This is a genomic window from Paraburkholderia lebeckiae (assembly GCF_050436325.1).
In the GTDB taxonomy this organism is placed as follows: domain Bacteria; phylum Pseudomonadota; class Gammaproteobacteria; order Burkholderiales; family Burkholderiaceae; genus Paraburkholderia; species Paraburkholderia tuberum.
The window spans coordinates 503,222-523,560 of record NZ_JBNDLZ010000001.1 but is presented as its reverse complement, the minus strand read 5'-3'; the positions used below and the strand labels follow the sequence as shown (position 1 = coordinate 523,560).

17 protein-coding genes and 5 pseudogenes are annotated in these 20,339 nt (G+C 57.5%); 9 read left to right on the top strand and 13 right to left on the bottom strand.

Features of this window, described 5'->3' with window-relative positions:
• Positions 1 to 166 precede the first annotated feature (166 nt).
• Positions 167 to 469 (bottom strand): transposase, encoded by a 303-nt coding sequence (locus OKW44_RS36960; protein WP_503129138.1) that lies wholly within the window; start codon positions 467 to 469, stop codon positions 167 to 169.
• A 137-nt stretch (positions 470 to 606) separates the two neighbouring features.
• Between OKW44_RS36960 and OKW44_RS02575 the strand changes: the two are divergent.
• Positions 607 to 1,056 (top strand): annotated as a pseudogene (locus OKW44_RS02575) (plasmid pRiA4b ORF-3 family protein).
• A 326-nt stretch (positions 1,057 to 1,382) separates the two neighbouring features.
• Here OKW44_RS02575 and OKW44_RS02570 read toward each other — a convergent pair.
• Positions 1,383 to 1,622 (bottom strand): hypothetical protein, encoded by a 240-nt coding sequence (locus OKW44_RS02570; RefSeq protein ID WP_018420544.1) that lies wholly within the window; start codon positions 1,620 to 1,622, stop codon positions 1,383 to 1,385.
• Between the two features lie 319 nt (positions 1,623 to 1,941).
• On the opposite strand from OKW44_RS02570, the gene OKW44_RS02565 reads away from it, so the two are divergent.
• Positions 1,942 to 3,372: an IS1182 family transposase gene (locus tag OKW44_RS02565; protein ID WP_018420545.1), complete on the top strand. Its 1,431-nt coding sequence runs from the start codon at positions 1,942 to 1,944 to the stop codon at positions 3,370 to 3,372.
• A 743-nt stretch (positions 3,373 to 4,115) separates the two neighbouring features.
• On the opposite strand, the pseudogene OKW44_RS02560 reads toward OKW44_RS02565, so the two are convergent.
• The 6 genes and pseudogenes from OKW44_RS02560 to OKW44_RS02535 all read right to left on the bottom strand — a co-directional run.
• Positions 4,116 to 4,764, bottom strand: a pseudogene (locus OKW44_RS02560) (IS630 family transposase).
• Entirely contained in the window at positions 4,659 to 5,120 is a 462-nt protein-coding gene (locus tag OKW44_RS02555) for a helix-turn-helix domain-containing protein (protein ID WP_018420548.1), read from the bottom strand. The pseudogene OKW44_RS02560 and the gene OKW44_RS02555 overlap by 106 nt, the downstream one beginning before the upstream one ends.
• Before the next feature lie 523 nt (positions 5,121 to 5,643).
• Positions 5,644 to 7,200 (bottom strand): IS66 family transposase, encoded by a 1,557-nt coding sequence (gene tnpC, locus OKW44_RS02550; protein WP_429409394.1) that lies wholly within the window; start codon positions 7,198 to 7,200, stop codon positions 5,644 to 5,646.
• Between the two features lie 30 nt (positions 7,201 to 7,230).
• Positions 7,231 to 7,575, bottom strand: a complete 345-nt coding sequence (tnpB, locus tag OKW44_RS02545; RefSeq protein ID WP_026225368.1) for an IS66 family insertion sequence element accessory protein TnpB — start codon at positions 7,573 to 7,575, stop codon at positions 7,231 to 7,233.
• Positions 7,572 to 7,964 (bottom strand): IS66-like element accessory protein TnpA, encoded by a 393-nt coding sequence (gene tnpA / locus OKW44_RS02540; protein WP_280783331.1) that lies wholly within the window; start codon positions 7,962 to 7,964, stop codon positions 7,572 to 7,574. Before tnpA ends, tnpB begins: the two co-directional genes overlap by 4 nt.
• Positions 7,965 to 8,024: 60 nt before the next feature.
• A pseudogene (locus OKW44_RS02535) lies at positions 8,025 to 8,457 on the bottom strand (transposase); the annotation flags it as partial.
• Between the two features lie 398 nt (positions 8,458 to 8,855).
• Between OKW44_RS02535 and OKW44_RS02530 the strand changes: the two are divergent.
• From OKW44_RS02530 to OKW44_RS02520, 3 genes and pseudogenes are all read left to right on the top strand, one after another.
• Positions 8,856 to 10,066: pseudogene (locus OKW44_RS02530) on the top strand (IS3 family transposase).
• Between the two features lie 1,233 nt (positions 10,067 to 11,299).
• Complete coding sequence (locus OKW44_RS02525; protein WP_018420554.1) at positions 11,300 to 12,301, top strand: ParM/StbA family protein; 1,002 nt, start codon at positions 11,300 to 11,302, stop codon at positions 12,299 to 12,301.
• Entirely contained in the window at positions 12,301 to 12,597 is a 297-nt protein-coding gene (locus tag OKW44_RS02520; RefSeq protein WP_018420555.1) for a hypothetical protein, read from the top strand. The genes OKW44_RS02525 and OKW44_RS02520 overlap by 1 nt, the downstream gene beginning before the upstream one ends.
• Positions 12,598 to 12,638: 41 nt before the next feature.
• Here the strand turns inward: OKW44_RS02520 and OKW44_RS02515 are convergent, their stop codons facing one another.
• Both OKW44_RS02515 and OKW44_RS02510 read right to left on the bottom strand, forming a co-directional pair.
• Positions 12,639 to 13,511 (bottom strand): hypothetical protein, encoded by an 873-nt coding sequence (locus tag OKW44_RS02515; protein ID WP_018420556.1) that lies wholly within the window; start codon positions 13,509 to 13,511, stop codon positions 12,639 to 12,641.
• Between the two features lie 3 nt (positions 13,512 to 13,514).
• Positions 13,515 to 14,408 carry a site-specific integrase gene (locus OKW44_RS02510; protein ID WP_018420557.1) on the bottom strand — a complete coding sequence of 298 codons (894 nt, stop codon included), beginning with the start codon at positions 14,406 to 14,408 and terminating at the stop codon, positions 13,515 to 13,517.
• A 278-nt stretch (positions 14,409 to 14,686) separates the two neighbouring features.
• On the opposite strand from OKW44_RS02510, the gene OKW44_RS02505 reads away from it, so the two are divergent.
• The 4 genes and pseudogenes from OKW44_RS02505 to OKW44_RS02490 all read left to right on the top strand — a co-directional run bounded on the left by OKW44_RS02505 (position 14,687) and on the right by OKW44_RS02490 (position 16,620).
• Positions 14,687 to 15,028, top strand: a complete 342-nt coding sequence (locus OKW44_RS02505) for a hypothetical protein (protein ID WP_018420558.1) — start codon at positions 14,687 to 14,689, stop codon at positions 15,026 to 15,028.
• A 176-nt stretch (positions 15,029 to 15,204) separates the two neighbouring features.
• Positions 15,205 to 15,666 carry a helix-turn-helix domain-containing protein gene (locus OKW44_RS02500; RefSeq protein WP_018420548.1) on the top strand — a complete coding sequence of 154 codons (462 nt, stop codon included), beginning with the start codon at positions 15,205 to 15,207 and terminating at the stop codon, positions 15,664 to 15,666.
• Positions 15,561 to 16,209 (top strand): annotated as a pseudogene (locus OKW44_RS02495) (IS630 family transposase). Before OKW44_RS02500 ends, OKW44_RS02495 begins: the two are co-directional and overlap by 106 nt.
• Positions 16,210 to 16,254: 45 nt before the next feature.
• Complete coding sequence (locus OKW44_RS02490; protein ID WP_018420559.1) at positions 16,255 to 16,620, top strand: DUF4087 domain-containing protein; 366 nt, start codon at positions 16,255 to 16,257, stop codon at positions 16,618 to 16,620.
• Positions 16,621 to 16,868: 248 nt separating this feature from the next.
• On the opposite strand, the gene OKW44_RS36955 is transcribed toward OKW44_RS02490, so the two are convergent.
• The 3 genes from OKW44_RS36955 to OKW44_RS02475 all read right to left on the bottom strand — a co-directional run bounded on the left by OKW44_RS36955 (position 16,869) and on the right by OKW44_RS02475 (position 20,317).
• Complete coding sequence (locus tag OKW44_RS36955; RefSeq protein WP_239499092.1) at positions 16,869 to 17,849, bottom strand: lysozyme inhibitor LprI family protein; 981 nt, start codon at positions 17,847 to 17,849, stop codon at positions 16,869 to 16,871.
• A gap of 232 nt (positions 17,850 to 18,081) precedes the next feature.
• A protein-coding gene (locus OKW44_RS02480; protein ID WP_429409441.1) for an IS6 family transposase occupies positions 18,082 to 18,779 on the bottom strand; the annotation gives its coding sequence in 2 pieces (ribosomal slippage) (positions 18,082 to 18,134 and positions 18,134 to 18,779; 699 coding nt in all).
• A 521-nt stretch (positions 18,780 to 19,300) separates the two neighbouring features.
• Positions 19,301 to 20,317, bottom strand: a complete 1,017-nt coding sequence (locus tag OKW44_RS02475) for an IS110 family RNA-guided transposase (RefSeq protein ID WP_018418421.1) — start codon at positions 20,315 to 20,317, stop codon at positions 19,301 to 19,303.
• Positions 20,318 to 20,339 lie beyond the last annotated feature (22 nt).

The window sequence follows — 20,339 nt, the reverse complement described above, 5'->3', positions numbered from 1 at the left end:
CGCCGGTAGCCGTAGGTGGGCAGCTCGGCAACCAGCCCCCGAAGCTCGGTGACCAGCGGCATGTCGTCCAGGGCTGGCGTCTTGCGCTGGTCGACCCACTCGGCGGGGCGCTTCGATTTGACCGCAAGATTAGAGCGCGACACACCCAGGACTTCACAGACCGTCTTCATCGGTCGTCCCCCGGCAGCAATGGTGAGCGCGCAATCAATTTTTTTGCCCGGCCGTACTCCACTGCTTCGCGGAGGATTTCCACTTCCATGGTCTTCTTGCCCAGCAGCCGCTGGAGTTCGCGAATCTGCTTCGTCGCTTCGACCAGGTCGGAGGCTGGCACCACCTGTTCGCCGGCACTCACGGCTGACAGGCTGCCATCCTGATACAGCTTGCGCCAGGCGAACACCTGGTTCGCATTCACCTGATGGCGACGGGCTACCCCGGAAACGCTCGCTCCGGGTTCGAAGGTCTCACGCACTATCGCGAGTTTCTCCTCGACAGAGCGGCGCCGGCGCTGTTCCGGCTGGGTCAGAACCTCAACGGGTTCTACATGGGAGCTAGGCTTAAACATAGGCGCATAGGCGGAAGACTACCTTAAAGTTTAAGCGTTACCTCGTGTCCGGTTTTCGACGGGGCCGTTCCAATGACTTCGAGATCGACGGACGGACTTACGCGATGGGCGACAACGACAACATGCTCGATCTGTTTGCTGAAGATCCCGAAATGCTCGATGACCGCAAGGCGCGGTTATGCCGGATTGCATACCCGGGACACCGGTTCCTCTATCGATATGACTTTGGCGATGACTGGCATCATGACATTCACGTGGAAGAAGTCACTTAAACCGACTATGAGCCGCACAGCGAGGCGTGGATTGGTGCTGGAGAACGTGCCTGCCCGCCCGAGGACGTGGGTGGCACCTACGGATATGCAGAGATGTTGCCCGTTCTAAGTCTGGAACAAGGCGACGAAGCGAAGAGTTATAGAACATGGGCGGGCGACGACTTCGACGCCGAACTGTTCGACCGACGGGCAGCCAATTCGACGCTGCTGCGCATGGCGTGAAACAACTGGGGAAAAAATAGACAGGCTCGAACCCCTGTTCTCCCCCATATCTGACGATCCGGTGTGCTTTAAATAGCGCTTACGATTATTCGATATCTTCGAGCTCAACGTGCTTCGCGTGACAAGTGATTGCAGCAGGGATTGGCAGCACCGGCCAGGTGAGTGATTCCGGGAAATCGGTTGACGCGATGCGCCAACGGCCTTGATCGGGTTTTCTATTTGAGCGCTTGACAGGCAGACGCGTTCCCGTTGGCTCGTTGAAAAAAATCCCCCTCCGCAGAAGCGGCGGAGAGGGGTGACGCTAGTTCAAACTTGGGGGGCGCTTTTTAGTCTTTCCGCCGCCACGGTTTGTGAAGCTTGTGATCGATGAGGCCCCTTTGAACCGTGATCCGGCTCAGTTTAATGTCTGTCTCCCGGAGGATCATGCCGGCGACATATTGATAGGAGTAGGCCTTTGCGTGCTTCGACGTCAGCTTCAAGTAATGTGCTTTCACCAAAACGGCGCGCACTTCCGGCCGATCGGTTACCTTTCGGCGGTTCCGCTTCCTGGGCGGCTTCTTGTCCATTCTGGACTCCTGGTTGGCTCAGGGGCGACGACCCCGGCACGCTTCACTGAAGAGCGGCCGGTACTTTGCCCGCGTCGCAATGTGCGCGGGTAGACCTTGCCGGTTGAAGTCGCCAGAAGCGGTGCCAATGTGGGCCCCCTAAAGCACAGGACCGCTCGGAGAGGGATTTACAAGGAGAAATGGTTGCGCCGAGCCCGGTCGAACCTGGACGGGCAGGGAACAATAAATTGAGTTTGGATGAGCAGTGTGTGGCCCAGATTGTGTCAAAACGCATTTTGGAGCGCTAAAATTTGCCATCCGATAGCGAAGGATGAGCAAGATGAAACGGTTCGTTCAAGGCGACAATCGTACGCAAAGCTTTCTCCTCCCTGAAGCTCTCGATGACTACGTGACGGACACCAATCCCGTGCGCGTAGTTGATGTCTTTGTCGATGAGCTTGATCTGCATAAGCTTGGGTTTGAAGGCGTCGAACCAGCATTGACCGGTCGGCCGTCGTATCACCCCGAGGTGATGCTCAAGATCTATATCTACGGTTACCTGAACCGTATTCAGTCGAGCCGCCGCCTTGAACGCGAGGCCCAGCGCAACGTCGAACTGATGTGGCTTACAGGCCGCCTTGCACCGGACTTCAAGACCATTGCGCGGTTCCGTAAAGACAACGGCAAAGCGATCCGTAGCGTCTGCCGTCAGTTCGTCATGCTATGCCAGCGTCTGGACCTCTTCGCCGAAGCGATCGTTGCGATTGACGGCAGCAAGTTCAAGGCGGTGAACCACCGTGACCGTAACTTCACGAGCGCGAAGCTTGAACGACGCATGCGCGACATCGAGTCAAGTATTGCTCGCTATCTTGAGGCGATGGACACAGCGGATCGTCAGGAGCCTGCAATCGCGAAGGTCAGGACGGAGCGACTGCAAGACAAGATTGCGGCCTTGAAGGAGCAGATGCGAGGCCTCAAGGAGATCGAGGTCCAACTCAACGCAGCACCCGACAAACAGGTATCGCTCACGGATCCAGATGCCCGTTCGATGAAGACTCGAGGTACGGGGGTTGTTGGTTACAACGTGCAGACTGCAGTTGACGCAAAGCACCACCTGATCGTCGCGCACGTCGTTATCAATGATGGGATCGATCGTGATCAGTTGACGTCAATGGCGAAGCTTGCCCGTACAGAGATGGCCGTGGACAAGCTCACTGCAGTTGCGGACCGGGGCTACTACAAGAGCGAGGAAATACTCGCATGCCATGAGGCTGGAATAAGCGTGCTCGTTCCGAAACCGGTGACATCGAGCGCAACGGCTAATGGCCGCTTCGGCAAGGATGACTTCATTTACAACGCACAGACGGACGAATATCGGTGCCCGGCGGGCCAGCGGCTAATCTGGCGATTCTCAACTGTTGAGCGCGGTCTGAAGATCAGTAAATACTGGAGTTCAAATTGCCAGCAATGCTCACTAAAGGGGGATTGCACTCCAGGCACTCAACGTCGCGTGGCACGCTGGGAACACGAAGATGTTCTCGATGAGATGCAGGCGCGACTTGATCATGCGCCTGAGATGATGCGCATCCGGCGACAGACTGTCGAGCATCCGTTCGGGACGATCAAGGCATGGATGGGCGCCACTCATTTCCTGACACGGACCATCGAGCGGGTGAGCACAGAAATGAGCTTGCACGTGCTTGCGTACAACATGAAGCGGGTGATCAAGCTACTCGGTTCAGAAGCGTTGATGACAGCGATGCGGGCGTGAGCCCTGTTGGGAGGTGCTGCGCCTTCGCAATACTTTCGCTGTGATTTGACGCTCGGATCGCCGCAATCGAAAAGTCGAGACCTGCGTCAAGCCAGGCTTCGTTAATTCCCAGTCGCTGCCCGTTTTGACACGCTCTGGGCCAATAATCGACCACAACTGACTTTAGAGTCGACCGAAGGACATCAATCGTTCATGCGACGAGTGCCGGGAAGCGGCGCTCAAGGATTCAGATTCATTCCGCAGATTAAGTCAAGAGATGAACTCAAGACGGCGATGGTGCGTATGCTGGCACAGTAATGCACGAAAGTCAACACACCCTGGTGCGGCATCTTCGTGCGCCTGCTTACACCGCTCGCCCTGGCTGCCCCAAACTCCTGCTGGCGTCGTGTAGCCGAGATTCAGCGCGCGCCCCTCATTGGGGCTTGCAGGTGGGCAGGACTCGAGCCGACACAGCAGCGGTCCCAATCAGTTCATCCTCGTCCGCGCAGTGGGCTGTGGCGCAAGATGAGTGGCGCAAGTCGCACCAAAGTCCGACTTCTCCCTGCCAAATTGCTCGGATCCCGCATTCACGATTCAAAAGTCCGACGGAAGTGCCACGTGAGTCGGACAGAGGGGGCGCCATTTGCCGATTGGAGATTACCACGGCCAGTCACGCGAAGTCGGCCGCTAGGTGTCGCGTATGAGTGCGGCCCTACGGACCGGGACAGCGTACTTCGCGCTTCACCATTTCGATACATAAGTGTTCACGAGAAATTGACTTGAAATTTGGAGCCATGGCCGGATAGCAGCTCGGCGAGTTCGGCGTCGATGGTTTCCTTCGTCCAGGTGACGAAGCGGCGCCAGTGATATTTCATGTGTTTCCAGACAATCTCGATGAGGTTGAGTTCGGGACTGTATGGCGGCAGATAGAAGAGCAGTGCTTTATGTTCGAAACCAGCGGTCAAGCGTGTCCTGATCAATGCTGTGATGGACGCTCGCATTGTCGAGCACGATCACAGTGGGCCGGCCATCGCCCTGCCGGATCATCGAGTCGAGAAATTCGACGACATCGGGGCCCTTCACCGTCGTGGCGCTCGCGGCGTAGATAAAACTGTTCTCGCCGAAGTTCAGCGCGGCGGCTACGTTGCGCCTGCAATGGCAGTTGGGCTCGACACCATGGGGCAGACCTCGTGGTGACCAGCTTCGCTGAACGGGCGGTGCTGCGCGAAAACCTGCTTCGTCCAGATAGAACAGCCGGCACTGCCCGTCGCGCGCGGCACATTGCAGCTTCGCGAGCGTGGCCGCTTTCAGCCGGAACGCCTCTTCGTTGCGCTTTTTTTGAGCGTGTAGCGATTGCGCTTGAACGAGAAACCTTCGCGCTTGAGCGTTGCACCGAGCGTTTCGATCTGGCATGGCAGCGGTTCCCCGTGGATGGCTTGCACGCGCTGCGCAATCTGGGCCAGGGTCAACGGCTCGGCTCGCGCCACCTCGAGGGCCGTGGCGATCATCGCTTCGGACAACGCCGGTCGGCGACCACCGTTATGACCGCCGATCAGGCCGCACACGCCACTGTCGCGCCACGCATGCGACCAGTTGTAGACGCTTTGTCCGCTCACACCAAGCTGCCCGGCGATGACCTTGGGTTTGATCCCGCGCCCGAGCAGCAACAGGCCCGCCGCTCGCGTGCGCGTGTCCCGATGTATGTGATTGATCGACAACTGCTGCAACGTCATTTCTTCGGCTTCGCTCAGCTCTACCACACACTTCATCCGCTACCCCGGCATCATGAAGGCGCCAGGTTAGCGAAATTCAAACGGATTTACCAGGAACACTTAACAGCGCGGGACCGTCGAGGCCTCGTTTCATTTAACGAGGGATGTGAAGCACAAAATTCACTCTAACCAATTGAATTTAATGAAATTAATATCGAATCTGAATGTGACACAGCCGTATTCCTGTCAAAAACCGTGTAGATAAAGGAGGCACGGCGGGCTACTGCACTTGATCGTGAGATGAGGGCAGGGCGCAAATCCGGTCCCTGGAGACCGGCGTCGGACGCTTACCATGCGTAGTTCAAGGAACTGCCAACAATAATGAGCTGCTGCTCATGCGGGGGGTGCCCCTATGTGGTTCGTCAAGCGTTAGGGGCTGACTTGGGTTCGTAAAAGGTGCCGTCTCGCAGCATGGCGAACAGGACGTCGCAGCGTCGCCGTGCCAGTGCGATGAGTGGTAAGCACCTCGCGACGGCCGTCCGCAACGCGGCGCCCGCGTGAGGCATGATCGGGAATCGGGTTACGTGTCAGCAGACGCCGATGGGCCAGACTGCCGAGGCAGCTTCGTGGCCACGTTCCAGGGCAACAGTTCGTCGATGCGGTTAATGGGATGGTCAGCGATATGGGTCAGGACGTATTCGAGGTAGGCGCGCGGGTTGATCCCGTTGAGCTTGCATGTGCCGATCAGACCGTACATCGCGGCTGCCCGCTCGCCTCCGCTGTCGGAGCCGGCGAACAGGAAGTTCTTGCGGCCCAGACTCACACAGCGCAGCGCGTTTTCGGCCAGGGCGTTGCTGATCTCAGCACGACCCTCTTCGCAGTACAGCGCGAGCGCGTCCCACTGGTTGAGCGAGTAACGGATCGCTTTGGCCAGTTCGGATTTCTTCGACAGCGTTGCGAGCTTGTCCGTCATCCACGTCCTGATGGTCGCGAGCAGCGGCACGCTTTTCTCCTGCCGCAGGCACAGCCGTTCAGCAGCGGGTTTGCCACGGATGTCCGCCTCGATGCCGTAAAGTCCACCGATCAGTTCGAGCACCTCTCGGGTCGCCTCGGTAGGCGTTCGGGCATGCACGTCGTAGAGGTACCGTCTCGCGTGGTCCCAGCATGCAGCTTCACGGATCTTGCCGCTCTCGTACAGTTCGTTGAAGCCACTGTAGGCGTCGGCCTGCAGGATGCCCTCGAATCCAGCGAGATGGGTCTGGGGGTGGATGCCTTTGCGGTCGGGCGAGTAAGCAAACCACACCGCGGCCGGTTCGGTCGAGCCCGAACGGGTGTCATCGCGCACATACACCCACAGTCGCCCGGTCCTTGTCTTCTTCCTGCCCGGCTCGAGCACCGGGATCGGCGTGTCATCCGCGTGCAGCTTCGACGGTGCCACCGTGTAGCGGCGCAGTGCCTCGGTCAGCGGCACGCAAAGGGCCTCGCACTGGCCGACCCAGCGTCCCATGCTGGCCGGATCCAGCTTCACGCCGTCGCGCGCGGCAATCTGCGACTGCCGGTACAACGGCGCGTGGTCAGCGTACTTCGAGACGAGGATGTCGGCCAGCAGGCTCGGATGGGCAATGCTGCGCGTGATCGGCAGGCCGGGCATGGGCGGCTGCGAGAAGTGGTGGCCGCACGGACAGACCGTCTTGCGCCGGATCGTGCGGATCACCTTGAACATTGCCGCGACGCGGGCGAGCTGCTCGGACACGTCTTCTCCGAGCGGCTGCATGGCGCTGCCGCACTTCGGGCAGGTCGCGTCGGCGTCGAGTACGCGTTCTTCGCGTGGCAGATGCGGCGGCAGCGCTTCTTTCGGCGATGCGTCGCCCACAGGCGTGCTCGCGCCTGATTCGTGGGCGCGTCGCACGTCAGCGACACCACGCTCACCGGTCAAGTCCTCGAGCGCGGTTTCGAGCCGCGCGACCTCCCGGTCCAACTGCTCGGACTTGCGTCCGAACTGCATGCGCTTGAGCCTGTCGATCTGCGCCTTGAGCTGCCCGATCTCCAGATCGCGCTCGGCAAGCTGGGCACGCGCCTCGACCAGCAAGGCCCGCAGGGTTGCAACATCGTCAGGAAGTTCAGCGCCGTTCGACATGTGGCGCAGTTTACGAGCCTTCCTCGCGGTTTACAACATCGACAGCGCAGCCGTACGACGCGGCTGCCGCCAATCGATGCCTTCGAGCAACATCGACAGTTGCGCCGCCGTCAGATGGACCTTGCCGCCATCGGCGTGTGGCCAGACGAAGCGACCACGCTCAAGCCGCTTCGCAAGAAGCCAGAGCCCGTCTTCGGTCGCCCACATGACCTTCACGAGATCGCCGCGCCGGCCCCGGAAGATGAACACGTTGCCACCCAGCGGATTGTCCTCGAGCGCCGTCTGCACCTTTGCCGCCAGCCCCTGGAACCCGCAGCGCATGTCGGTGACGCCTGCCACCAGCCAGACGCGTGTACCCGTGGGTAGAGAGATCACGATCGCACGCTCCCCAGGACGACGCGTAGCGTGTCGGCGTCGACAACGCCGTTGACCTTGACTACCACGTCACCGAACCGGATCTCGATCGTCCCGGCTCGTGCAGTCCGGTTGCAGACGTCCCTTGCATCTGGGGGCATCGCCACGCGCTGCGGCGGCGTCTCATGAACCACCGCCACTGGAATCAGGCACGTCGTTTCCGCCTGCAATTGCTCGCGATAGCGACGCCGCCAGGTAAACAGCATGTTTGCATTGATGCCATTGTCCCGCGCCAGCTTCGCGACCGACGCACCAGGCTCACATGCCGCGGCCGCAAGCCGGCGTCGAAACTCGCGATCATAATTCGGGCGTCCCTTGCGGCTACCCGGCCTGGCTTCCGACTCTGTCACAGTGATGTCCATCAAATCGAAAATGATGGGCACCACTTTGATGTCGGTTCTCGCCGCCGTCTACGACGGTCGTCGTGAGGTGCTTACGATGAGTGCCTGGTTATGTCGCTTGCCCTGCTGGACCTTGCGCGCGTAGTAAGCCCGTGAGATGGGGTCTCTCAAGGCCGCAAAGGCCGATAGAAACAAGTCGCGTTTGAGTACCTTGTTGCCGCGCCTGGACGGATGCTCGCCACGGATGGATGAGCCTGAGCGCCGGGTAACTGGTGCGAGGCCAGCGACAGGCCGCCAAGTGAGCTGCCGATGCGAATGCTTTGTGCGCGACCTCGGTGAGGAGTCTGGCGGCAGTCCTGACACCGACTCCTGGCATGCTGGTCAGGACTGGCCAAAGAGGGTGAGCAAGCGCCAGTCGCTCAACTTCGGCGGCGATTTCGTCGCGCTGTTTGCGCAAGGAGGCGAGCTGCTGGGCTAGACGAGGCATGACGATGGTGGCGGCCTGCGGTGGGTCAGTTTCTAATCGGCGTTGACAACACAGGCGAAACGCCTATCCGGCCTCTTTGTTGCATGCTTCTCAATCTGAGACGTTGTTCCACGGCATACGCGAGCCGCCCCTGGATTTTCCCGGAACGCGAACGTCTAAGTGAATGGGGTAGCGGAAGGCACAAACGAGAAGTCGCTGCGTCATTCGCCGGAGTGCAGAAGCGCGCGGTGAGTATGGAATTTGGGCGTCAGTCAGAACACCCCTATCAGGGGAAGCGATTGGGGCGATCGTGCCGCGCTGGAAGCTCGCGAACGGTGAGTGGAGCGGCCCCCTGAATCGCCGGACACAGTTTCCCACTTAAAATAGCGGGTAGACATACGACTGTGTTTTTGACTAACAACAAACAAGAAGTGATGGAAGTGTTGACGGGACCGGAACGCCGGCGGCGGTGGTCAGCGGAAGAGAAGCTGGCGATGGTGAGAGAGAGTTTCGAGCCGGGCAAGTCGGTCTCGATGGTTGCACGCCAGCACGGCGTGAATCCGAATCAGCTGTTTCACTGGCGCAAGCTGTATCAGGATGGCAGCCTGTCGGCTGTCAGTGCCGGCGAGGAAGTCGTACCAGCGTCGGAGCTGAGCGATGCGCTGAAGTAAATCAGGGAACTCCAGCGACTGCTCGGCAAAAGGACAATGGAGAACGAGATTCTCCGTGAGGCGGTGGAGGTGGCGAAGTCGCGAAAATGGATTGCGCGCTCACCATCATTGCCGGGGGACGAGCAGTGAAGCAGGTCTGCGACGTTCTCGGCGTAGCGCGCTCAAACGTGGCGGCAAGGCTTGCACGTCCAGCCGACTGGCAGGATGGACGCAGCGCCAGGAAGACGGACGATGCCGGGCTGGTCGAAGAAATACGGCTGACCGTCACTGACCTGCCGAGCTATGGTTATCGCCGGGTCTGGGGTATGTTGCGTCGGCAGCGGGAGAACCAGAGCGCGGCCCCCGTCAATGCCAAACGGGTGTACCGGGTAATGCGCGTTCACGGCCTGCTGCTACAGTGCAAAGCGCTCCCTCCACGCCCGCAGCGCCGGCATGATGGCAAGGTCGCGGTGGCGAAGAGCAACCAGCGCTGGTGCTCGGACGGCTTTGAGTTTCATTGCGACAACGGTGAGCCGCTGCGTGTCACGTTCGCTCTGGATTGCTGTGACCGTGAAGCGATGAGCTGGGTGGCGACAACTGGTGGCCACAGTGGCGACGTGGTGCGTGACGTCATGCTGGCAGCCGTCGAGAAGCGCTTTGGCAACGTCCCGAAGGCACCGGCTGAAATTGAATGACCGACGGACAACGGCTCAGGCTACACGGCGGAGAAAACCAGGACCTTTGCGTCTGACATTGGTTTGAAACCGTTGACCATACCGGTGTGCAGCCCGCAAAGTAACGGCATGGCAGAAAGCTTCGTGAAAACGATGAAGCGAGACTATGTCGCCTTCATGCCGAAGCCAGATGTCGCAACCGCAGCGCGCAATCTCGCGGTCGCGTTCGAGCATTACAACGAGCAGCACCCTCATAGAGCGCTGAAGTACCGCTCGCCACGCGAGTTCAGGCGCAAAACCGATTCATCAACTCAAGTGTGAGGCGGTGTCCGGAGGTACAGGGGCAAATCCAGTGAGGGCGACGTCATGAGGAGGTAGCGGTGCCTTTGGGCTGGCCCGACACCACTTGGACCAACAGCAGATCATGAGGCTGGAGCGTGAGAATCAGGAATTCGAACAGACCACCCAGATCCTGACCAAAGCATCTGCGCACCACGGTGGCTGAGCTTCATGGTCTCCATAAGAAAGCGCACTGACAGCCAGTGTTCCAGCGGTCCGCCTGATTCATTGAGCGCACGTGCGCTTCAGCGGCGAATCAATCACGCCTCGAAGTGACAGGTTATGGCGGATCTCCGCCTCTATACATGCACTGTGCAACGGAGCATTCGTCTGGCAGCCCGTGCGGTTCCACAGGCCTCTTCCATCGTACCTCTGCTTCATTCGAGCAAACAGCAATGCTCGTGTCCCATCCATACCGTGGACTTGCAGGTGGCAACCTCAACCGAAATAGGGGGGCCACGCCTTAAATGAAACAGTAAATCGCTCGGGACACTTGCGTCGTGTATCCGATCGCAAGTACGATCACTTTCAGCTCTAAGGCCGCCTCCGCGGCATGATTGGTACAACCTGAATCGAAGCCCCTGTAATGAGGGGTCACAACGAAGGAGTGAAAACGCGAATCAATCTTTTGAATGTGAAAATTGGATGGTGCGAAATGAATTGAGCTTTTGGAAGTCGAAAAGTGATCAGATGTAGGTGCGCTCAACGACTCGGCGCTTTCGCGCCGCATGCAATCCAAAGCTGGGGAATGGCTTGATCTGCTCGAGGAATTTTGAGATCGAGGAAATCTGGCGCTTACCCCATCAACATGAACGTGCCTTCTGGCTGGACGGACGTTTTCGTTCTGGCTATGGGGCTTCCGTAAAAGAAGCCGCGCCTCGCGGGGCCGCGCACGCCTGAAGTGGCGTCACAACCTTTCACTGCTCGTTGTTCCTGTTGTTTGATTTCTGCTTGTAACGGGGGAATCGAGGCCTCATCGGAATCGATGAGGTATTCACCGCATGTTGCCGCCTGGGTTCAATATTTGAAGAAGATTCGAATTCGGATTTGGTGTTCTCTCGGATACGCAGAGAATTCGTGATGCTAGTTAAATAAGGATGACTAAGGAAAAGTTTTTTTGCTAACTCGGAGAACAGAAATTAAGAAGCATGTCGATTCTGCTAAAAAACGCATGAAGGCGATTGTGGAAGGTAATCTTTCTAAGGATAACGAGCTATGACGGGTGATATTGAAGTGCTGGGGTGCGATATTGGATACTACGGTGTCAAATGCGCGGTGCGTCAGTTCGGCTCAATCGAGACAACATCCTTCCCATCTCTCGCGATCAGAAAGATCAATTCTAGCCTCACGGCAGCGACCAGTCTGTTTCCCGAACAAAAGACGACTTTCGAGATTCCGGTCGACGATTCCATGTTTATGGTGGACACACAGCCCGACAGCATTGCCGGCTCACGGACCGTGCGAGCAGAGACAGACAACTTTCCGCGGGAACAAGAGTATGCGGCGCTCGTTCTGGCAAGCCTTCTCAAGACTGGCGCGCGCAATGTGCGCCGATTGGTGCTTGGTTTGCCGCTTCACACCATGCGTCATGCTGAGTTCCTGAAGCGTCGTTTCGCGGGCGCGCATGACCTTGGCCCATATGGCGTGTGCAAAATAGAGAAGGTGGCCGTAATTCCTCAGCCGCTGGGTGCACTCGCGTATCTGCGTGCGACAGTTCCGACGGCCGCTGCGCCCAACACAACGGTCTGCCTGATTGACAGCGGCTGGCACACTTCGGACCTGATTACTGTCGAGAGTGGAACAAAGGTTGACCTGGCACGAAGTGTTGGCCGACCCGGCGGAGCAGCAATTGTGATCCGCGAAGTCGCGCGACTTGTTGGAGAGTCCCTGGGAGAGCGCGTGGACAACATTGACCGGATTGACCGCGCCCTGCGTCTCAACCAGCCTTTGCACGTCTATGGCAAACTGGTCGATCTCCAACCGTTCCTCCGTGATGCGCTTCACGTGACCTATCCTATTGCGCGGGCGCTCGTCACAATGGTTGGAACGTGTGAGGACCTTGTAGTCTACTCGGCGGGTGGCGCGGCGCGATACTACGTGGAGGCGCTCCAGCGAACGTTCGGCTTCGATGTGCATACAGTGGACCGCCCGCAAGTCGCAAACGCGATTGGTTTCCTTCTGGCAGGGGAAGCTGCCATGACCGCTCAGAGGTTTTGATGAAAGCAACCCTGAAGCTCCAGCTCACATTCAACGCAGTCGAGTATCCGGCGGCCTTGACGCCGCTACTTGAGATGCCCCCACACTACCGGTCGCGCTTCTGCAAGCAGGTATTGGAAATGTTCTTTTGTGAGGGTGGTGCCGATGGCATGTGGCCTGCGGCGGGGGGCATTCATTCCGTACAGGTGGCGGGCATGACGGCGGGTTCTGGGAAAATTCTTGGCCAGGATGCCGGCAGCCCCATTGGGACTAAAATGTTCGATGACTCCTACGCCGAATATTTTGAAGATCACTGAGCAGGTTGCCCAACGCGTGCGCCGATGACCGCTGCGGCATCTCATGTGTCGATCTCGCTTTTGGAGTTGCCCGATGAAACAAGCTGTCGAGCCGACGAAATGATTGAGCGCGTCTGGTTAGTGAGATTGATCTTGCCGGGCGGAAGATTCTTGACTCGGGTTGCCGACAAGATGGCATCTGACAGCATTGCGCCGGTGAGATTGTGCAGTGCTGGAATCAGATCATTTCGCAGGCTTTGCTCGAGGTCACGACACGCAGCGTCCTTTGCGCGCAGCAGCGCGTAGGAAAAGTCTTTCTGTGCGTCAAGATCTTCGCCTTTGAAAAGTGTCGAGGGATCGCTGCTCTGCCGTAGCAAAACTTGAAGTATCTCCCTGAGCGGTGTTTCGGAATACGGATACAAGATATCCGAGAGTTCGAGTGTCACACGTTCCCCGTGCTGCCCGGTGACTGCCCACGGACATTGAAGCACAATATAGCCGTTTTTGAAGAAGAAGCCCCAAATTCTCCGGAACAGTCCCACCGAATCCAGATTTCTAACCTCGTCACGGCGCAGTACCCACTGTTCAAACCGGTGCTTCGCTGGGATCGAATCAATTGTTGGATTTCGTGTCTCGGTAAAAAAGTCAACCAGTGCCTTGAGTTCAAACTTTCGCCTCGACTGACCGTGGCGATCTGTAGGAGGCGTGCTGCATCGCTTGAATTGGGAGATCAGGTCAAGTGCGCGAATGTCTCCGCCTTTCGTCGTCGTGAGAAACCGGTCTCTCTGAATAACCTGGTATCGGGCGAGCGCGACCGCCTGTTCGCCACCTAACGGCACTTCCTTCTCATCCGGGCTTATCCGCAAGTAAAAGAAGGTTCGACCGCTCCGCTGTTTCCGGGCCAACAGTCCAGTCGGTAGGTCAGGCTTGGACAAGGGTCATTTCCTCGGAGTTGTGTAATGTAAGGTTATGTCTTCCCTAAAATGACCCGCTTCAGCGCTGCAGATGGCGAGCCGATCCAGCGGAGAGAAATGGAGTGATTCCAGCTGCGCGAGTCTCCGCTGGATATATGAATACCGCAGCCCATGGGCACCGAGGCTAAAGCCCAGGGCAATTTTCGAGGCACGTGTAAATGCCATTGAGAGAGCCTGACCGCCGACAATACCAAAATGCGACTTGAAGTTTTTTCCGCGGTTGCGAGTTGTGGAGGGTTGGGTAAGTCGGTGCTGCTCGAGCTTGGCATATAGCCATAGAGGAATCGCGATCTTCCGTGTGAGCCCCCCTTTTCCTGTGCATGTGCAGAGGAAAAATTCTTTCAGGCCCGCAAAGAGGTCGTCGGGCCATGGTCGATCTGGAGAGGGGGGGCGTAACCCGATATCGTAAATTCTGAGTACTTCTTCGGTGCGTAGACCGCAGTGATACAGCAACGCGACCGCAAGACGGTGTTTGGGTCCAGTGGCTTGCAGTATCCGTTCGAATTCCGCGTCCGTGTAGGCGCGCCCATGTGCATAGCTCGGGATTGCGGCCTTGTAACGCGGCAAGTCTACTGAGAACACCTTGCAGAGAGCTTGCCTGTGCTGATCGACTGTCTTTTGTTGCCATGTCAGGCTGCTCAGGAACAAGAACTCGTCCATCTCAACGCGCAGGAAAGGTCCAGCGTGCGGGTAGCCGCCAGCAGCGCGAAACGACAAAAAGTTCGAAAGGCAATTCCGATACGCGAGGGCCGTGCCACGTGACCGGACGACAAGGCGGTGAGACGAGTCGAGAATTTTCTTGCTCGCGCCAAAGATACAAAAGCGCTGGATAAGTCTTTCCGCTTCCTGTTGAAACACAATTTATCCCCGCAAAAAATTGGATTCGTGACGACGATCTTGTAACTGTTTCATCAATGACCATTCCCAGGTGATCCATGCCGACGATCATATCTTGGATGACGGGACAAACTCGAGGCGACTTTTCCTTACGTGAAACAGTTCGTGTCGAGAATGGTCAGTTTGTGACTTCCGGATCGCGAGAAATCGAGATATTGTTCATCCTGACGATGGGCAATACCTGATCGTCAAAGGCGAAGAACTTCAAGTTGCATCACTGATCGACGGAAGGGGCGCACATGGGAGCCGACATGAAGCGGCAGATACGGATGCTCATCGACCAGTTCGGTGGACCGTATGGAACGCGCATATACAATATGTACCACAACGTGTTGCCTCGAGTGGTCGATATCCTGTATGAGAATGGGTACAAAATCGCGTCTCCGAAGGGGCTAAAGGAAAAGCACGTTGCAGTAATAGCCAAAGCGATTTCGCAGCAAGGGCTGCCACAACAGACACTCGATATGATCTGGATGGCGATGAAAAGTTGGGCCAAATGGGTTGGCAAGCCGACCATGGTTCGCCCGATAGAGGCATACGTCGCGCTGTATGAGAGGGATGAGCAACAGCTTCCTGAATAATTTGATGTGTGGAAGCCATTATATTTCTGTTGGGTTGTTCGCGACATCATGTCAGGTGTTTTACTAAATCAGTATTACTAAGTTAGTATCGAGATATGGTCGCGACGAGTTAAGTGTTCCTGGTAAATCCGTTTGAATTTCGCTAACCTGGCGCCTTCATGATGCCGGGGTAGCGGATGAAGTGTGTGGTAGAGCTGAGCGAAGCCGAAGAAATGACGTTGCAGCAGTTGTCGATCAATCACATACATCGGGACACGCGCACGCGAGCGGCGGGCCTGTTGCTGCTCGGGCGCGGGATCAAACCCAAGGTCATCGCCGGGCAGCTTGGTGTGAGCGGACAAAGCGTCTACAACTGGTCGCATGCGTGGCGCGACAGTGGCGTGTGCGGCCTGATCGGCGGTCATAACGGTGGTCGCCGACCGGCGTTGTCCGAAGCGATGATCGCCACGGCCCTCGAGGTGGCGCGAGCCGAGCCGTTGACCCTGGCCCAGATTGCGCAGCGCGTGCAAGCCATCCACGGGGAACCGCTGCCATGCCAGATCGAAACGCTCGGTGCAACGCTCAAGCGCGAAGGTTTCTCGTTCAAGCGCAATCGCTACACGCTCAAAAAAAGCGCAACGAAGAGGCGTTCCGGCTGAAAGCGGCCACGCTCGCGAAGCTGCAATGTGCCGCGCGCGACGGGCAGTGCCGGCTGTTCTATCTGGACGAAGCAGGTTTTCGCGCAGCACCGCCCGTTCAGCGAAGCTGGTCACCACGAGGTCTGCCCCATGGTGTCGAGCCCAACTGCCATTGCAGGCGCAACGTAGCCGCCGCGCTGAACTTCGGCGAGAACAGTTTTATCTACGCCGCGAGCGCCACGACGGTGAAGGGCCCCGATGTCGTCGAATTTCTCGACTCGATGATCCGGCAGGGCGATGGCCGGCCCACTGTGATCGTGCTCGACAATGCGAGCGTCCATCACAGCATTGATCAGGACACGCTTGACCGCTGGTTTCGAACATAAAGCACTGCTCTTCTATCTGCCGCCATACAGTCCCGAACTCAACCTCATCGAGATTGTCTGGAAACACATGAAATATCACTGGCGCCGCTTCGTCACCTGGACGAAGGAAACCATCGACGCCGAACTCGCCGAGCTGCTATCCGGCCATGGCTCCAAATTTCAAGTCAATTTCTCGTGAACACTTAAGAAATTCGTTTATGATCCGCGTTGGCAGGACTTGGACTTGATCAACCTGAGAATTCATTCGATGAAAAGCCGGCGTTTCGCCCTCGACGTTCCTTTCGTAACGATTTTGCTGGTCGCGTTATATCTGCCCCGGCCTGTGGTGGCAGCTCAAACGCGCTGTGGATGGATCGAGAACGACATGCCGTCCAGCCTCACCCTGTCGGATCGCGAAGGTACGTGGACCATTGCATCGATCGACACGCAAGCTAGTGGCTTCGACCATATGCCGGACACCGATAAGGGCGACTCATGCGGTTGCCTGTCGGTCGAGACCGACAAGACAACGATGACAATCACCAAGTTGCTCGGGGGGAAGCTCAAGCCTGTATCAGCTTGCCAAAAGGATAAAAGCCTGAAGCAATAGTGGTCATCGAATGGTCTCCAGCGCAACGTCGTGTACGTGCTGATCGGCGTCGTCGACCGCGTTGGGTCGATTTGGTGCGGTCGCCGTCGGCGCGCATTCGGCCAGTTCCGGTCACTGGTCCATGCTATCGCGTGGACATTCGGAGGTCGGCTTTGCAACGACAATGGACCTTCACGCAGCGGCGGTGTCATTCGTAGCGTCGATCGTTCGTGCTTCGCGGGGCCAGCGCGGGGGCCGCGCTTAAATCATCATCGCGGTATCGGCGCTCCTGGCGCAAGGAAACGATGCAGATCGGTCCAGGGTACGGTTAATTTGACAATACCGGACTCGAGTGCATCTGCCTCACCGGGGTCGAAGGTAATAAGAAGGCCCTCCTTGGTGAAGGACCACGCCGTCGGATCGCGCACGTCCTTGCTGACGCGGTCGGCAAAGAATGGGTCGACGTTCAACGCGCGCGAGGCGCGATCGCGTAAGAAGGTTTCCCATCCGCTACCCGGCTTGAACACGTCCTCGGCCTTAAGCCGATGCAGGGTTGGCTTGAGCCAGTAGGAGATGTTGTTTATATCTTCAGATATCGCTCCCCCATGGCATTGCTCAAGGTGCTGCATCTCGACGTTGATGAAATCGGGCGTCGCTGACATGACCGTGAAACTCACAAACTGGTCGCTGGCATCTCCGGGGTCTCCGAAACACCGGTTCGCCCGCGCTGTCGCCGCCGCTCGAACTATCGCGGCATTCCATTGTCCTGCCAGCGTTGAAAGCGGGTAATCGATTCTTGGCAGGCCCGTGTGCTGTTCCAAAGGCATGCCGGTATATGTTTCCTTTCCAATTGACGTGTAATGGTCAATTCGGCTGAACACGAAGGGATCTATCGACATGGAGGCGCTGCGCAGATCTTCGAATCGGTCGGCGTATTGCCGTCGCAGACAGGAGGTAGGGCTTTCATTCCTCTTATGACCAAGACACAGGACTTTCACGACTTCGAGCCACTGATCCTGCCCTCTGCGCAGAATCATTCTTCCCGGCTCCGAAAGCAACGGCAAGGCCGCGTGGTAACGCTGCGCCACCGCTGAGTCCTGAGCCGATAGCTTCGGATCCGCGCAAACCGTTTTCTCGAAACGGGTTTTGGCATTGTTGCAGTCAAAGCTTGCTGCCGTCACGGTTGACGGCGCCAAACAGGCAAGCAACAAACTCAAGATCAGTAAACAATGTCCATTAAGAATACGCATTGCGGTGTATCGTCGAACGTTGAAGTAAGCATAGGACCGGTGCGCTGCCGCGGGCATTGTACGTGTGGTCCTTCCAGCTCGCCATATTCGGCGAATTTTGCGGATCAAATGCCTTCCTGGATCTGCGCGGCCGGATAATCCGCCTCGATCCCCGCCCAGGGAGCGCGTTCGATTTCTGGTTGTGTCGCAGTAAGACGGGAGGGACGAGAAAATGCGATATCCAACGGATACCTTATGAAACGAGCGAGTAGAACTGCTGCGCAGCGGACAGCGGGATTTTACCCGGCATTTCATCTGCCCTTTCTTGATCATGTGCATGGTCTCAATGCCACCGAGAATAACGCGAGCGCAGTCAAAGTCCTTGAACCCCTGCATCGGCCGAGTGATGCGTTTGATGGCCCGATGGTCCTGTTCGACCACGTTGTTCAAATACTTGACTTGACGAATCTTGATGGGCGTCTCGCGCTCGGCATTCACCGCATGAAGCGCTGCCAGATTGGAACCGCTCTTGTCGATGGTCACCGTCTCGGGCGAGCCGTTCTGACCGATTGCCTTTTCAAAAAACCGCCGGGCAGCAGCCTTGTCCCGCTTGGCTCTAAACAGAAAGTCGATGGTGTTGCCCGCCTTGTCCACGGCGCGATAAAGATATTTCCACGAGCCTTTGACCTTGATATAACTTTCATCCATGCGCCAACTCCTGCCCACCGGGCGCTTGTGCTTGCGAAATGTCTTTTCGAACAAAGGCACCAACTTGATGACCCAACGATGCACTGTTGAATGATCCACGCCAATGGCGCGCTCAGCCATCATCTCCTCAAGATTCCGAAGACTTAGCGAATAGGCCACATACCACCGCACGCACAACAACATCACGTCCAGCGGATAGTGCAACCGCTGCAGCACCTTGGCAACGCCAGCAGCAAGGGCCATTCGTGGTGTTGCGGTCTTCTTCATCGTGGGCACAAGCAAAGTTTTGGCAACCCGCACTTTACCGCAGCACCGCTATTGCGACACCCATCAGCCGACCAAAGTCAAGGCACAAATTTACTCACCGCCCGATTGCAGTGGCGATGGTATTTTTATCGCCACTGCAATCGGGCGGAATTCTTTCTGTTACCTGCCATGCTGTCTGCCGATCGTAGCCGCATCCGTTTTCTCCAAACTGGTTGCGAACCGGATCGCACCAGACACCCATCGGGATCAAGCATGCCGTGATGTCACTCACGGCTGCCCTGGCGGCCATTGCCGCCCCAGAGAAACGTTGGTGCCAGACGAGGTCCAATGGGTTTCGCAGAACCGTGGCTGTTGCCTGCGCAACGCCAGTCAATGGTGGCTCATCGCCTGGGCGACCCGGTCATCCGCAAGCAGTCGGTGGGGCAAAGGAAAGGCCCAATCAAAACCATGGCTTTCCACCAGTCGCATTACTGGGCTCGTTCCCCTTGCACCACCTTTTAGCCAAAGCAGCGGGTTACCTCAAATGACTTGTGCTCCCGAAGCATGTGATAGCAGGCGCGCGCCAGTTTGTGCGCCAGCGCCTTGATCGCCACAATCCCGTTTCGCGAGCGTTTCTTGCGCTCGTAAAAGCGTCTGGCTTCCGGGCACGAGCGGATCGCGAAGTTGGCCGCCTCGACAAACGCCCACGCCAGATATTTGTTGCCGTTCTTCGTATTACCTTCGCCTTTCTTCCTGCTGTTGCTTTCACGCCGGCTGTCTACGCAGCGGCAGTACGAACTGAAATTGCCAACCTTGGTGAAACGGGAGATGGTCCCGGTTTCCAACATGATCGTGGTTGCGAGAACCGGGCCAATGCCCGGCACCGTGTTCAGCAACGCGTAATCCGGGCGCAGTTTCACCCGCTCCATGAGTCGCTTCTCGATGATCCCGATTTCCTCCTGCAAGGTTTGCATGACCGCGAGATTGGCTTGCATCGCGAGCGTCACGTCAGATGCAAAACCGAATCCATTCACCTGCATCTCATCCAGACGCTTAACCCGCTCACCTTGCATCTGCCCACCAGTATGGCGTGAGAACAGATTCTCAATCGCGAGGATCTGGGCCGTACGACACTGCACCAGTTGGATCCGCTTGCGAGAGAGGTCACGCACCGGACGTTCTTCTGCTGGATAAATGTAGCCTTCAGGCAATAGTCCAAGACGCAGCAGTTGTGCGAGATGGGCGGCATCGGTGAAGTCACCACTGTATTTCAGTCCCTCGTACTGCCTGATTGCCGCGGGGTTGGCCAGATGCACCCGGTAGCCATCGTTCATCAACTGATCCACCAGCCAGTACCAGTTATACGTCGCTTCGATGACCACGCCCACCAGATCTTCGCGGTGCGGCGCCAGCGCCGCCCGGATCTGCACCGGATCGTTCGGCAACCGTCGCTGGTAGACAACCCGGTCAGCGTCATCGCTAACGACGACCACACTGTTGTTCGAGTGCAGGTCGATTCCACTAAACTTATTCATGCTGGCCTCCTGTGCGTCACGT